The sequence below is a fragment of the Holdemanella sp. DFI.5.55 genome (assembly GCF_020593575.1).
Taxonomy (GTDB): domain Bacteria; phylum Bacillota_I; class Bacilli_A; order Erysipelotrichales; family Erysipelotrichaceae; genus Holdemanella; species Holdemanella hominis.
In genome coordinates this window covers 39,559-53,249 of sequence record NZ_JAJDMK010000002.1, presented here as the reverse complement: position 1 = coordinate 53,249, position 13,691 = coordinate 39,559, and the positions used below count along the sequence as shown (strand labels likewise).

Sequence of the window (13,691 nt, the reverse complement as noted above, 5' to 3'; positions counted from 1 at the left end):
GGAGATAGAAATGGAGAACGACAACCACCTGCCCGAGATGACTGAGGAGAAGCGCAAGGCCGCACTTGAGCGCTCCTTGGCTGCGCGGCGCGAGCGCATGGAGTTCAAGGACCTCGTGAGGAAAGGGGAGCTTTCCCTTGCCGACGCCCTCGATGATGACCGCGCCAAGCGCATCCGCGTCCACGAGTTCCTGATGTGCATCCCCGGCATCGGCAAGGCCAAGGCCGATGACATCATGCGCAAGCTCGGCATCGCGGAGAACCGCCGCGTGCAGGGTCTCGGTAGCCGACAGCGCGAGGGAATCATCGAGCTTGTCGCGAAGTTGAAGTAGGAATATGGAGCCGCCCGTATGGGCGGTTTCCCATATCAGCCGTCCGCGACGAAGGGAGACGCAATATGGACGAGCGCAAGAACAAGATGACCGATGAACGCTATCGTGAGATTCTTCCGGTGGCCTACATGACCGCCGCCATCGTGAAGGGCCGTCAACCAAGACCCGTAGAAGTGGGTCTATGCGCAAGGGCAATCGTTGATGCCGAGGATGAGAACAACCTAGCCTATCGCGTGGCGATGGCGACCAAGATTCACTGCACCATCGTCGGCGTGAAGCGAGTTCCCACGAAAGCCAATTCCGACAAATACGAAATCACCTACCGCACGTTAGGGAGGGACGAGGACGAGATGATTCCCTCGCCGCTCCTCAACGGCTTCCCCCTCGGCAAGGTCGCGGAGTGGCTGTGGGGACGTAAGAACGATGACGGGACGGATTACTGGGTCGGCAGGCGTGCGGTCCTCTATAAGCACAACGACCCGCCCAAGGAGGGCGACATGTCGAGCGCGGGCTACCGTTGCTGCGTCTTCGCCGAAGCCCTCGACAAGTAACAGGTTGATTTTGAAAGGACATCGCATGTTCCACGATTACGCGCCCGTCTTCATCATCGGCATGTTGAACAGCTTCGCCGAGAAGACCGAGAACGGCATCATCGACTTTGACACTTACGTCACCGACCCTGAGAAGTACGATGGGTTCCTCATCTACGATAAATCTAACGGCAAGGTCGTTTGCGACATGTGCGTGGATGAGCTTCACAGCGACATCGTTGGCTATTTTGACTTCTTCGATGGCGTGGACATTCGCGTCATCGAGGATGATGGTATCTTTGTCGATGTCGATTTCGGCAGGAGCAGCATCGTGGTCGAGAATGGCCGTTGGTACGTTTCCAATTTCGATTAGACCCGTGGCCTGAAACCATCTTCTGAGATTCGCCGCTTCGCATCATCGCCCTTCGAGATTTTCGATTCACCGCCATCCAGAAAACGGCGCGACCGATTTTGAGAATCACACGATTGCAGATTCGCGGGGCGGCGTTCCCATGCCAAGGCAAAGTGCATCCATCCATTCGCGAGCGTCTGAAAATACATGACTGCCAAGTCCGTAAAACAAAATCATGTGTCTGCGTTTCGCAAATCTGAGGAAGGTGGGGCGGCGGCACCCCACCTTCCTGTCTCCCTCCGCAAGCTCCGGGAGACACCGCCTTCCCGGCCAGAAAATAGGGGCGGCGGCACCGTTTTACAAGTTCTGATTCATGAAAGTGAGGACAAGTGATTGGAGAATAGAGAGATATGGCTGAAAGTCCGAGTGACAGACAAGGAGAGGCGAATCCTGAAACGCAAAGCCAAGAAAGTCGGCCTCACCGTTTCCGATTTCGTGCGCAGCTCGCTCATCCACTCGGACAACCTGACCATCAACGTCATCGACACCTCGGTTCTCGGCAAGACGCTCTTCGAGTTGCACAAGCACGGCGTGAACCTGAATCAGCTTATGAAGTTTTGCAACACCTACGGGCTTGATGCGTTCAACGAGAGCCATGTCATCCCGATATTAGACAACGAGAGGGATGTGTTTGCGAAAACTCAAGCGGCGCTGTCCTCGATAGCAGAGGAGGCACGGAAAGGAAACGTCGTAGTCAATTTGGGGTTGAGTGACGATATGGAAGAGGAGATTGAAGATGGGGACTCATAAAGACAGGGCGCTGGCGATGGGGAGGAGTATCAGGACTCTGCGGAAGAGGCGTAACCTCACCCAAAAGGAGTTGGCACAACTAAGCGGTCTCAGCGAATCTTCGCTGAGAAGCTATGAGCTTGGTGCTCGTTATCCCAAGGCAGATGGCATAGCGAGGATTGCCAAAGCACTCGCCGTTCCGCTTGAATGTTTCGACACGTGTAATATTACGACTGAACTTGAGTTGCTTCACGCGCTGTTCAGGGCAGAAGACCAATTTGGCATTGTTATAAATTGCTATGGAGAGGTCGTAGCAGGTAGCAAGAAGATGGAAGAGGCGATGGATAAGTGGTTTCAGATGTCTCTCAAATTGAAAAAGAATGAGATAACCGAAGAGCAGTATCAGGATTGGAAAGACACCTATACGTTTGATTAAAGAGAGTGAGTTACCGATGACCATCATCCGGCAGTGGGCAATCACGAACTCGACGCGCGGTGACATGCGAAAACTTATGAACGAGGACGAGCGTATACTGATTCGCGATGAGCAGTTCTTGCCGTCGATAAACGGCGGCTCCGCGTCTTGGCGCAAATGGGATTCCCTCATGGAAGGCACACGCAGGATGTTCGGGCATGACAAGCCCTCGCGCCATGTCCGTGATAAGAAGACCGGCGAACTGGTGCAAGCCAAGAACACGATAATGTACCATCAGATTCTTGCATTCCTCCCAGATGAATGTGACATCAACGGCGGGAAGCTCACGCCGGAGGATTGCATGGCCTACGCCAAGGAGTACATCGAGAAGTACTACCCGACTCATGAAGTCGTCTACGCGGTCCTCAAATACCGTTATGTGTCTGACGGCATCGAGAACTATGTCGTCCATCTCCTCATCAACCGCAGCGATTTGTCGAACGGCAAGCGCATGAACGAGGGTTGCGCTGATGCCGTGGCGAAGATGCACGCTAACAGAATCCGCGCGATGGATATGAGCTGGGGGTTGCGTCAAGTGAGGAACGGCGCGGCAAACTCGCAGATTCACGCGAAGCAACCGCCGAGATATACAACGAAGGAGGTCGGCAATGAGCAAGATGCCAGTGAATAAAAAATCCGTTGTCTGCTTGGAGACAGGTGAATCATTCAATAGCCTTAGAGAAGCGGCGGATGCAGTCGGTATCTCATATCAGTGTATTTCACGGGCAGCTAAGATTGGGGTCACGGCAAATGGACTGCATTTCTATTTTGCAGGTGAGGAGAAACCGGAAAAGTCTTTCTTTATCGCGAGTGATAGGAGAGGACGGGGAAAAAAGAGACCGGTTATTTGCCTTGAGACATCAGAGCACTTCGATAGCGTGAATGCTGTGGAGAAGTCACTGGGATGTGATGGCAGGAGATTATGGAGAGCGCTGAATAAGGGATATTCCATTCATGGATTGCATTACTACTATGCGGATGAACCGAAGCCGGATGACCTACTCTTTGAACATAAGCGCGGCGGATATAAGAGAAGTAAACCTATTGTCTGCCTTGAGACCGGAGAACTGTTTGAAAGTGCAGACGATGCGGCAATCTCCATTGGATGCAAAGCTGCCTATATAACTAGCGCGATTAGAGAGGGTTTTCCCGTGAAGGGGTTTCACTTTGATGTGCGGGGAATTGAGGCAGGGAAACGCGAAGCGTGTAGGAAGGAGGAATGACCAATGACTATCATCAAACAGCGTGCCGTCACGGAGAGAGGGCACCAGCGCAACCTCCGTGCCTACATCAACGATGACAAGAAGGTTCTCCTCCGTGATTCCCAGAACATGGAGGATTGCAAGAACCTCAACCGTTGGGCGACTTTCATGGAGGAGACCCGAAAGGCATTCGGGCATGACAAGGCGGCACGCCGCGTCCGTGACAAGAAAACTGGCGAGTTGGTGCAGGCCAAGAACACGATTATGTACCATCAGATTCTCGCCTTCCTCCCGGATGAGTGTGACATCAACGGCGGCAAGCTCACGCCAGAGGACTGCATGAGATACGCGAAAGAGTACGTGCAAAGGCATTACCCCAATCAACAGGTGGTTCTTGCCTTACATAACGAATACTGCAAAGAGGATAAGACCCATCGTTACGCGGTCCACATGGTCATCAACCGCAGCGACCTCTCAACGGGGAAGCGGCTCGCCGAAGGCCTCAGCAAGTCGGCCAAGGTCGAACGTGCCTCCCGCATCCGCAAGATGGACAAGGCATGGGGCTTGAAGCAGGTGGAGCGCGACGAGCGCAATTCCTCCGTCCATAAGAAGCAGCCGTCGAAGGTGGAAAAGGAGATTGAGGGTCGCGGCGGCAAGTCCTATAAGACGAACCTGCGCGAGCTGTGCCGCATCGCGGCGGAGCGCTCGCAGGACATCTATGAGTACCGGGAGATGCTTGAAGGCTGGGGCGTTGACACCCAGTTCCGTAAGGGCAGGCTCTACGTCACCGACACCGACAACTCCAAATACTCCTTCTCCCTTGCGAAGCTCGATGCCGATTTGAATCAGAATGGCCTTAACCGGACTTTTCGCGCCAACGTGGTCGCGGACATTCGCGAGAAGGGAAGACAAGCGCACGAAGAGCGCGTTGCCGTCGAGGCCGAGCGACAGCGTGTCACTGGCATCCGCGATGCTTACCTAGAGGAGATGCGGAAGTCTTACCTCGATTACCGCAAGAAGGCGCATGGCTTGGAGGGCACCGCCCTCGCCGCGTTCCCGAAGCTCGAACTCAAGCGCCCGCCCAAGGAGGTCGTGGACGACCCCGAGGTGAAGCGCCTGTGGCTCGCATATCGTCGCGGTGCCGACGAGCTGCGCGTCGAGATGGCTTCCGAGGTCCCCTATGCACGCAAACCCAAGAAGGGCGGCGGCACGAGCGGGTCCGGTACCCAGCCGCGCCGCGAAGCGCCGTCCATGGGCAAGGATGAGCGCGGGCATGAGCGACCGGACGTGCGTTAAGTGGCGTCCCCGTGAAGATACCCAACGTCTCTACATTGGTGGGTTTATGGTATGCTACAATAGTAGCAACACACACGACTATGAGAGGGGCGTTGATGTATCTGAACGAGATTCTTCCCGGTAATTGGCGCGAGGATGAGTGGCCCGAGCACATCGAGGTCAGCCATGAATCCTCGCGCTTCAAAAGCCGCAGGTACGTGCCGCGCGTGAACTCCGCCAATAAGTCCTCGGCCAACCCGGTTGATGGCATCTGGTGCTCGCACTGCGGTTGGGCAGGTGTCATCGCGCAGGACATGACCGATTTGGACGAGGTGACGGAACCGCAGTTCGACATCTTGGCCGAGGACGTGCCGACCTTCTGCCCGAAGTGCGGTTCCCTCCTCATGTATTAGAGTGGGAGGACGGACACATGAACATCATCGGGCAACGCGACTTGAAACCCTGTCCCTTCTGCGGTCATGAACCCATGTCCGGCGAGGTCAGACCGGCGACGCGCAAGTCGCCACCTCTGTTCGGCATCACCTGCATCCATTGCGGTGCGGAGATGACCGGCGAGTTCATAGATGAGCTGATACAGCGATGGAACGCCCGAGCCGCTGCGACGGCTTCCATTGATAAGGAGGTGATGAAAGGGGCGTTTGACAAGGAGCGGCGCGATGTGGCGGAGCGGCTGTGGAAGCACATCGGCAAGCCTCTGTTCACGGGACAGGATATTGAGGACATCATAGGTGTACGGCGAAGTGACTTCAATCTCATTCTGGCCGACGCGTCGTATCGCCGCCTCGCCGACCTCATCGAGCCTGAACCAGAGCTGCCGCTTAATGTCTGCCCGTTTTGCGGGACGGGTGTTATGGGGGAGGGGCGAGATGCAGTCCATGGATAAGGACGGGGCGACCGTGGTGGATATGGTCGCGGAATGGCTGGAAGACAACGGGGTCGATGGGCTGACCGATGGGCGATGTTTCTGCACAGGCGGTTGCCTCATGCACTGCGGATTGGTTCGCAGCCGCAGGTGCTCTGCGGCGTACTTGTTCCCCTGCACGCGGTGCGCCCACTTGACTACCTGTGACCGTACCACGGGTGAGGACGTGTACAGCGCTGATGCCGACTGGTGCGGCGAGTTCGAGGAGGCGTGAATGCCGAAGTCATTGATGGGATTTGCGGACAGTGCGAAGGCGCGGGAGTACCGCAATCGACAGCGGAAGAGGAACTATGCCCTGTGCCCCGGCGATGATGATGTCCGTCACACGAGGTGGCAGGACTGGGAGAGGAGGCTGGTGATGGAGCACGATATGCCCGATAGGGAAATCTCCCGCATGACCGGCAGGAGCGTGCGTGCCATACAGGTGATGCGGCATAAGATGCGGAAGGCAGGGGAGGTCCGCACCGATGAGTAAGGTGGACGGCGACCTCATCCAGAGCGTCCTCTGGTACGCGATAGCCGCCATCTGGGCGCTCATCGCGATAGCGCGATGGCTCAGTGGCGAATACGAGGGGTCGGATGCCATGACCCACTTCGGCATCGCCTTCATCTTGGCGAACATCTTCGAGCTTCGGTCGGAGCTAGGTAAAATTGGAGAAAAGTAGTTTACTATTGATATAGTATGGTATAATACTATTGCTTGGAAAGGAGAACGAATGGCTGACAATGAATGCAGAGAGGCGGATTGCGCCCATTGGCTCGGCAGAAATCTGGGATGCGAATACCCTGATTTGGATGGATGCCGCATAAACCCGTCCAACTGCCCGGAATACATCAGTTGCGAGGATTATGACGAGCAGGAGGAGTTCTATGAGTAAGGAGCAGGCGACGGAGAAGTGGGTCGTGGAGGTGCGCCGTGCCCATGCGTTGGAGCATCGACCGGGCAACTGGTGCTGCGTAGCTCAGTGCGATGACGGCCAGACCGCCATCACCGTGGCCGATGCTTTGCAGAACTTCATGCGCACCAGCCTTATAAGCGATGATTTCCACACCCGCACCAGACTGGTGGGCGAGAAGGAGGGTTAAACACATGGCACTGGACAATGAGGATATTCGTGGCGGTGGACATGCGCCAAGGCATCTGAGGAAGCCGGAAGTCGATGAAGATGATAGGACAGAGCCGCCGATGAGCGGAGTCATCCATCTTGCCGAGGAGGTGCGCGATGCGCGTGCTGCGGGGCGCAAGTTGGCGGATGCCGATAGCGACCTAGTAGAGGATGACATCGTGGGGGTGGTCATCAAGCTACGTGAGGAGGTTGCCGGTTTCAGACTGGACAATAAACGCGCTGTGAAGAAGATGGACCAGACGCTTTACGAGATGCGCAATCTGGTCGATAGGGTCGAGGAGCTGTACAACAGCGCCAAGGACGAGACCCATTCCGCAGAGCAGGCCGCGCTCAACGGTGTCAACAAGGCCCAAGAGGAGGCGCGTGAGATGACCCTGCACAACCTTGAGGAGGCGACGGAGCGCAGCAAGAAGGCCATCGACACGATGGTCTTGGAGTCGAAGCGCCGCATCGAGCGCCTTGCGATGGTCACCCTGCCCGACCGCATGTTCCATTTCCTCAAGTGGACGGCGCTCATGCTCGTGCTGTTCATCTTGGTCCACATCGTCTGGCAGATGTTCTCATAAGAAGTGATTACATCCTGTGCGGATGATGCGGGAGCATACATATAAGTTCAGGTTAAAGAAAGCGCCGACCGGACGGCGTGGGATTGAAAGGAAGATTGGTCATGGAAGACAAGAAGGATTTCGATAAGGATAAGCAGGAGATGGGCACGCAGCAGATGCCGAACGTTCCCGCCGATGGGGAGGAGGTTGGGAAGAAAAGTACCATCGTGCTCTTCGGCCATGAGTTCGACAAGAGGAAGGCCGTGTTGGCCGGACTCGGCGGGCTGCTGGCAATCGCCCTCATCGGAGGCGGTGTCTGGTACGCGGCTTCGCAAAAGCCGGAGCCGAAGGAGCCTACGCCCATCGAGCAGACTGAGAAGCAGGAGCAGCAGGTCATCCAGCTCGGTGCCAAGGCGGACGGCTGGGTGAAGGGCGAGTCCTCGCCGGTCATCGCCCACATCGTGAACAAGGAAAAGAAGGTGGACTACTACCACGCCTACGATGCGAACGAGCAGCATTCGCTCGGCGTGCCCGCAGAGGGCGAGTATGAGGTCTCCTTCATCAGCCCCGTGGACAAGGATGGCTCCATCTATGAGGTGCCGAAGGCATCCAAGGTGAAAGCCGAGGTGGAGGATAAAGACGGGAAGGCGGCAAAGACCGACCTGCCCTTCGAGTTCAAGCCCATCGCAGCTGACAAGGCCGACGCGGATGCACTCAACGCCATCGTGAAGTCCGTCGGCGACGCCGTGAAGAAGGGCGACGAGACCCTGACCGGCGCGAACGGCACCAAGGTCATCGAGCTGGTCAAGGAGAACGCCAAGGCCAACCCGAACGCCGACAAGGAGAAGGTCGAGGAGGAGAGCCAGAAGGCCGAAGATGAAGTGACCGACGAGCCGTCAAATGGCGACACCGGCGAGTCCAAGCCCGAGACCGGAGGTAACAGTTCGTCTGGTGGTGGGAATGGCGATAGCGCTGGCGGTGGGAACTCCGGCTCAAATGGCGGGGGCGAGAGCAAACCCCAGCATGTCCATAACTGGGTTCCCCAGACCACGGTCGTGCACCATGAGGCGCAGGTTCAAACTGTTCATCACGATGCTATATATAAAACCGTTTGTATCTGTAACGGCTGTAACGCACAATTTGATACGGACAACGCTTGGGGAGCACATAGTGAATCTCAACTCCTTGCAGGAAATTACGCGTGCGGCAGCTATCATCCTAGCAATATAGTGATACAGGATGCTTGGGATGAGACAGTCGAAATCTCACCCGCTTGGGATGAGACTATAACCACTGGCTATGTTTGTTCTGGTTGTGGTGCAGTGAAATAACCTCAAAGAGCTGTGCGTCAATTTCCGGTTGATTGTCACAGTTCTTTTTATGTTCCGTAATATGGGTTACTATAATTGTATTTGTATATGAACCTATTTGGAAGAAGGCAGAATGCTATTCGCAACTTACCAGCCCAAAGAACCCCAATCTTCTCGGCAGGACCCGAGATATGATTGCTTCCGTGATAAACTCGGCGGCGAGTATCCCGTCTTCTGCTTTCCAGCGCGGACGGCTGACGAGTTCCGGTTTCGCTCGCTCCTCGCTGCCCCCTGCAAACCTGAATGCCTCATCTTCTTCGATACGAACGAATATGTCCGATTCGATGCAGTGACATGGAACAACATCCTCACTCTGCCGCGAGATGTCGATTTTGATGGGAAGTTCGCCACCATGTTCGATGATGTGGACGAACGCTTCTCCGAATACGTGGTGCCTCAGAGCTGTTTGAAGGAGAAGATAGAGGTCATCGACATCAAGCAACTCATCGAGGAGGATACCTTCGGATGTAAGACACAGGACGGAGAGGTCAGTGAAGCTGGTGCCCGCGTGGTCGAATACAGTCAGAACCTTGTACGGCAAGAGATGCATGACATCCTATCATCGGGCAACTGGGAATCAGAGTGCAACGGCAATGATATGACCGCGATTCTCTACCAGACCATGTTCGTCACTTATCTAGGCGGTTTTATCTGGAACGTTGTGAATGAGAAGGTGAACAGCGTAGTTGATTTCATACCGTTCATTTGCGACAAGGATGACAAGACTTCCCGTGATGAGTGGGATAGCTTCAATGAGCTGCGAAAGAAGATATTCGACACGGCGATGGGTGGGACGCATGAGGACTATATCATGATGTGCGAGGCACTGGCTCGCGCTGTGGGCCTGAATCGCGAGGGATGGTTGTCAAAGTTCAAGAGAAACGACCCTTGCCCCTGCGGCAGCGGCAAGAAGTTAAAGAAGTGCCATGGTTTGAAACCGATTGAGCTGTTCCCCTTCTAGGTTTATATAGGGCATGGAAAAAGCCCCCGGCTGATAACCGGGGGTTCGTCATATCAATGTCATGCAATCCATCTCGGGATTCCACCCCGAACCCCGCAAGGGACGAGTCCCTTGACCCGTATCTCGGGTTTCACCCGAACCCATCCTCGCCGGAGGGCAGGGAAAGCAGGAGGCCTCCTTTCCTTTACCAAAAGGATTTCCCGTGAGCCTCCTGTAAACGGGCTTTCGCGGCATATCCTCGCCAAGACTCCGGTATTCCACGCTCCCGTTGACAATGGCTCCGCGCCGATTGATGGCAGGAAAAAGCCCCGGTTTATAACCGAGGCCTCAGATTATTGCTAATTTATCATCGTTCGTTTTCTTGATGATATGCTTGGTCTTCACGAGATGCTTCCAATGCCCTCGAAGATTCCCGCATGGCATGAGCTTCGTCCTTGAGCCGTAAAGGCTCCGAGTGACTGACATCCGGTTCCTCAATGTCTTTGCCATTGCCGAGATGTTCCAGTACGTCGTGACGCTTACCGATTTCGGTGAGCGTTGCTACTTGAGCGCAATCCTTGAACCACGGATATGTCTTCTGCAAACCCTCCAACACCTTGTACGCTTGCAAGTAGGACATTCCATGAATGGATTCGTAGCCGGAATATTGGGTGTGCTCGAAGCCGTTCGCTTCCATGAAGGCCTGTATCTTGCCCCATGCGCTTTTGTAGCCCGTCTTACTTTCAGATGGATAAAGGGATTTCAACCTATCTTCATCCAAATCGAAATGGAATGCTTTTCTACGATTTGCCATGGCATATCACTTACGCATAAAGGCATTGAGGGTCGGTCTTGCGGAAGACGTCAAGGCAGTCGATGGCATCGGTGTCATCCTCGAAGGCGACGAGCGACTTGACGTTTCGCATGACCCATTTCGCATTGGAGAGCATGGAGAGCGCGAGGCATTGTGATTCCACCTCATCGCCAACCTTCGCCTTCCATGTCCCATGCCCGATGCGGGTGACTCCGTATTTCTCCACATTCCTGCCGACGTAATCGTACAGGGTCTCGATGTCATATCCGTTGCGCTTCGCCTTCTCTTCATCGAACTCGATGGTGAAGCTCCACGGAACCGATTTCGTTGTGTTTCCCATATTGATTTCCCCTTTCATAGATGATTTAGCTGAATCGCCGACTTGTGCGGGCTTAGATGTAAAAGGACAGGGCGAACAGGACTTCAAGCAGCTTCTCGCTGCTCATCATGTGCATCCCATCGCCTCCTTTCAAATTCATATGTATGGGATGTAGAACATAAGTATCTAAAAGTATGCAGGGAAGTAGATACATAGAACAAATCGCAATGCAAGTCCGAGAAAAGCAAACTTAAATGCCTTTCTTCTGATTGTGTCGATTCGAGGGTAGCGAACGGCATAAAGAAGATAGGCTATAGGGAGAGAGAAGAAATGGAAGATAAAGCCGAGGACAAACCACATTGGTTTGAACCCCTTCGTTTTTGATAGGGATGGTATTTTACGGTTATTGACAATGTTATATTTCATAAGCTCTCACCTCACTTGCCGTGCTTTATCTCTCCTTTAGTCGTTTCCTATATCTAAAGTATAATAGTTTTCTACACTACTATTATACTACATTCCAGCCATTTCCACAACTGTTTTCTACCGCGCGGAGACCGCGATTTCAGTCGCTTTGGCCTGTTCATCATGGCTCTTCGCCGCGTCCTTCATGGCTGTGACTTCGCCCTTGAGGGACACCTTCTCGGGTGCACGTTCCACGTCGCGGTCGCGGCGCTTCTCCAAGACATCGTTGTAGCGCCCGATGATGAGGGTGCCCGCCTTATCGGCCTTCGCCGCCGCCTTGAACAGGTATGATGGGTCGTCTTCCAGCGCGTGCATCCACGATTGCAGGTAGGAGACGTGGTTCTCGTAATGCTCGCCCTCGTAGTCGGTGTTCTGGATGCCGAGGTCTGCGGAGAGGAAAAGGGAGCCGAGTTCGGCCACAAGCTCCTCCTGCGCGTACTCGGGACTTCCGAAGTTGGTATTGCAGCCGCGATTGAGGGCGGATGGGTGCCCGGTCGAATGGGTCATCTCGTGCAGGAGTACGCGGGTGAACGTCTCATCCGATAGGAAGGTCTCGCGCGGGGCGATGAGGATGCGGTCGGAGCCGGGGGCGTAACCGGCGCTCCCCTGATAGCGCATGGATTCCACGATGGGGCAGCGGGAGGAGAGGATGAGGTCGTCCGCGATGGCGGCGGTGCGGTCGCTCACATGCTCCGGTACCGGTGGGGCGGGGATGCCCTCGATTTCGCTTGCGTTGAAGACGTTCCAGTAGCCGACGCAGCGCAGGTAGTGTCCGGTGACCTCCTTCTCACCCGTGTCCTCGTTCTCCTCCTTGATGGAGAACTCGCGCCATTTCTCGATGAGCGCGGCCTTGGCTCCCTTCTTGAGGTGCCAGCTGCTATCGCGAATCTGGTTGAATGTGCACCAGCGGTTGTCCGTGAACCCGCGCATGTAGCCCACGAAACCGAGGTGGAAACGGTTGCCGCCCTGATACACCGTGCCGGATACCGGGTTGTGCGGGCTGAGTGAGGGGATGTAGGGTTCCGACCAGTGGAGTCCGTCGCGTTTCATGTCCTCGATAATCTTCTCGACCACGAGCGCACGCTGCTTCTCCACGATTTCAAGCGACTTCGATTTCTTCTGCTCTTTCATTTCAGTCCTTTCCGCGTCAGACGATGTCATCATTATATCAACGCATATGGATGGCGACCCGATGCCGATTTTCAAAATAAGGTCGCAGAGAAAACGACCCCGCAGAATCGCGTCTGCGGGGCGTTGAGAGGGTGGGTCCTATGGCTGATGCCAGCCGTATGTTGAATCGCCTTAAAGAGGCTCAGGATGCGTCCACGGCGGTCTGTGCATATTCTGGCAGGTTTTTGCCCGTTTCCTGCATACTTGTGACGAGGACGGTGCGCTCGTTATCGACCCAGATGTTGTAGGAGCAGGTGACGAGCGAGATGACCTGCTCCGGCTCCGTCTCGGCATCGAGCACCATGGCGGCGTTCTCACGAGATTCGCCGTACCATGCACGGAAGTCCGACTCGCCCTCGAAGTTGATGCGCTTGTTGCGCTCGCGCCCGTTGACTATCTGCGCGAACCGCGCCTCGTAGGTCATCTTCGTATTTGGGGTCTGGATGAGGACGAGGGAGTGTTCGCGGGCGAAGTCTACATCCTTATAATCGGCGACGGTACCCATTGGGGCCACCTTCTTGTCGTTCCAGAAATGATGCCCCAAGATGACGGCGTTGCGGCTGGACAGCCCCAGTTCCTCGCAATCAGCATCAAGGTAGATGGCACCGGCTGGGTTGTAGTTGCCGTACACGTCGTGCTTGAGGTAATAGCCGGGGGCGTCTCCATGAGCTTGAAGGATGGGGGAGTCCACGGTGGTGCCGGGGATGGTGACCCAGCCGATGACATCCGGGTTGATGTCCTGCCAGTAATCCCAATCGACCGCAGGAAACCCATCGCCGTCCTCCACCATGGACTCGTGGGCCGCGTCTGGCGAGGGCGGTGTATGCGCCGCCTGCCTGCAATAGAGGAGGAAGGCGAACATCGCTGCGGCGCTCAGCAGGAAGACAGCTGAGGCCGCGAAAGCTATGCGCGATTTCGTTCTCTTTTTCAATTCCGTTCACCTCCTAGCTTCTAATCATATCATCCGTCGTTTCTGGCTTCTGAATCGTCTCCATGAGAAAGACCCGGCACCCCGATTGCAGGATGCCGGGTCTTGAAAAGGAG

Annotated in this window: 21 protein-coding genes; 17 read left to right on the top strand and 4 right to left on the bottom strand. The window is 55.2% G+C overall.

Translation table 11 applies throughout. The features are described 5' to 3' along the window. Window positions 1-10 precede the first annotated feature (10 nt). From mihF to LJE08_RS00815, 17 genes are all read left to right on the top strand, one after another. Window positions 11-331 carry an integration host factor, actinobacterial type gene (mihF, locus tag LJE08_RS00895; RefSeq protein ID WP_227402157.1) on the top strand — a complete coding sequence of 107 codons (321 nt, stop codon included), beginning with the start codon at window positions 11-13 and terminating at the stop codon, window positions 329-331. A gap of 65 nt (window positions 332-396) precedes the next feature. Next, the gene (locus tag LJE08_RS00890; protein WP_227402156.1) at window positions 397-882 is read left to right on the top strand and encodes a hypothetical protein; all 486 of its coding nucleotides are present in this window, start codon (window positions 397-399) and stop codon (window positions 880-882) included. 10 nt (window positions 883-892) lie between these two features. Continuing rightward, window positions 893-1,234 (top strand): hypothetical protein, encoded by a 342-nt coding sequence (locus LJE08_RS00885; RefSeq protein WP_227402155.1) that lies wholly within the window; start codon window positions 893-895, stop codon window positions 1,232-1,234. A 372-nt stretch (window positions 1,235-1,606) separates the two neighbouring features. Beyond that, entirely contained in the window at window positions 1,607-2,023 is a 417-nt protein-coding gene (locus tag LJE08_RS00880; RefSeq protein ID WP_195190775.1) for a hypothetical protein, read from the top strand. Then, the gene (locus tag LJE08_RS00875; RefSeq protein WP_195190776.1) at window positions 2,010-2,438 is read left to right on the top strand and encodes a helix-turn-helix domain-containing protein; all 429 of its coding nucleotides are present in this window, start codon (window positions 2,010-2,012) and stop codon (window positions 2,436-2,438) included. Before LJE08_RS00880 ends, LJE08_RS00875 begins: the two co-directional genes overlap by 14 nt. Further along, window positions 2,431-3,108: a relaxase/mobilization nuclease domain-containing protein gene (locus tag LJE08_RS00870; RefSeq protein ID WP_227402154.1), complete on the top strand. Its 678-nt coding sequence runs from the start codon at window positions 2,431-2,433 to the stop codon at window positions 3,106-3,108. The genes LJE08_RS00875 and LJE08_RS00870 overlap by 8 nt, the downstream gene beginning before the upstream one ends. Beyond that, window positions 3,086-3,700, top strand: coding sequence for an NUMOD1 domain-containing DNA-binding protein (locus LJE08_RS00865; RefSeq protein WP_227032121.1), 615 nt, complete (start codon window positions 3,086-3,088; stop codon window positions 3,698-3,700). The genes LJE08_RS00870 and LJE08_RS00865 overlap by 23 nt, the downstream gene beginning before the upstream one ends. A 3-nt stretch (window positions 3,701-3,703) precedes the next feature. After that, window positions 3,704-4,975: a relaxase/mobilization nuclease domain-containing protein gene (locus LJE08_RS00860; protein ID WP_227402153.1), complete on the top strand. Its 1,272-nt coding sequence runs from the start codon at window positions 3,704-3,706 to the stop codon at window positions 4,973-4,975. 95 nt (window positions 4,976-5,070) lie between these two features. Further along, window positions 5,071-5,367 (top strand): hypothetical protein, encoded by a 297-nt coding sequence (locus LJE08_RS00855; RefSeq protein WP_227402152.1) that lies wholly within the window; start codon window positions 5,071-5,073, stop codon window positions 5,365-5,367. Window positions 5,368-5,384: 17 nt separating this feature from the next. After that, window positions 5,385-5,858, top strand: coding sequence for a Lar family restriction alleviation protein (locus LJE08_RS00850; RefSeq protein WP_227402151.1), 474 nt, complete (start codon window positions 5,385-5,387; stop codon window positions 5,856-5,858). A gap of 253 nt (window positions 5,859-6,111) precedes the next feature. Next, window positions 6,112-6,372 (top strand): hypothetical protein, encoded by a 261-nt coding sequence (locus LJE08_RS00845; RefSeq protein WP_227402150.1) that lies wholly within the window; start codon window positions 6,112-6,114, stop codon window positions 6,370-6,372. Then, window positions 6,365-6,562, top strand: a complete 198-nt coding sequence (locus LJE08_RS00840; protein WP_227402149.1) for a hypothetical protein — start codon at window positions 6,365-6,367, stop codon at window positions 6,560-6,562. Before LJE08_RS00845 ends, LJE08_RS00840 begins: the two co-directional genes overlap by 8 nt. Before the next feature lie 51 nt (window positions 6,563-6,613). After that, window positions 6,614-6,775, top strand: a complete 162-nt coding sequence (locus LJE08_RS00835) for a hypothetical protein (RefSeq protein ID WP_227402148.1) — start codon at window positions 6,614-6,616, stop codon at window positions 6,773-6,775. Next, window positions 6,768-6,983 (top strand): hypothetical protein, encoded by a 216-nt coding sequence (locus LJE08_RS00830; protein WP_227402147.1) that lies wholly within the window; start codon window positions 6,768-6,770, stop codon window positions 6,981-6,983. Before LJE08_RS00835 ends, LJE08_RS00830 begins: the two co-directional genes overlap by 8 nt. Before the next feature lie 4 nt (window positions 6,984-6,987). Beyond that, window positions 6,988-7,590 carry a hypothetical protein gene (locus LJE08_RS00825; protein ID WP_227402146.1) on the top strand — a complete coding sequence of 201 codons (603 nt, stop codon included), beginning with the start codon at window positions 6,988-6,990 and terminating at the stop codon, window positions 7,588-7,590. Window positions 7,591-7,691: 101 nt separating this feature from the next. Beyond that, a complete protein-coding gene (locus LJE08_RS00820; RefSeq protein ID WP_227402145.1) occupies window positions 7,692-8,900 on the top strand; it encodes a hypothetical protein in 1,209 nt (402 codons plus the stop codon). Window positions 8,901-9,012: 112 nt separating this feature from the next. After that, window positions 9,013-9,900 carry a YecA family protein gene (locus LJE08_RS00815; RefSeq protein WP_227402144.1) on the top strand — a complete coding sequence of 296 codons (888 nt, stop codon included), beginning with the start codon at window positions 9,013-9,015 and terminating at the stop codon, window positions 9,898-9,900. Between the two features lie 346 nt (window positions 9,901-10,246). Here the strand turns inward: LJE08_RS00815 and LJE08_RS00810 are convergent, their stop codons facing one another. From LJE08_RS00810 to LJE08_RS00795, 4 genes are all read right to left on the bottom strand, one after another. After that, the gene (locus LJE08_RS00810) at window positions 10,247-10,693 is read right to left on the bottom strand and encodes a hypothetical protein (protein ID WP_227402143.1); all 447 of its coding nucleotides are present in this window, start codon (window positions 10,691-10,693) and stop codon (window positions 10,247-10,249) included. A gap of 10 nt (window positions 10,694-10,703) precedes the next feature. Beyond that, entirely contained in the window at window positions 10,704-11,033 is a 330-nt protein-coding gene (locus LJE08_RS00805) for a hypothetical protein (RefSeq protein ID WP_227402142.1), read from the bottom strand. Between the two features lie 522 nt (window positions 11,034-11,555). Beyond that, window positions 11,556-12,608, bottom strand: a complete 1,053-nt coding sequence (locus LJE08_RS00800; RefSeq protein WP_227402141.1) for an ArdC family protein — start codon at window positions 12,606-12,608, stop codon at window positions 11,556-11,558. 181 nt (window positions 12,609-12,789) lie between these two features. Then, a complete protein-coding gene (locus LJE08_RS00795) occupies window positions 12,790-13,578 on the bottom strand; it encodes a class B sortase (RefSeq protein ID WP_227402140.1) in 789 nt (262 codons plus the stop codon). Window positions 13,579-13,691: the final 113 nt, after the last annotated feature.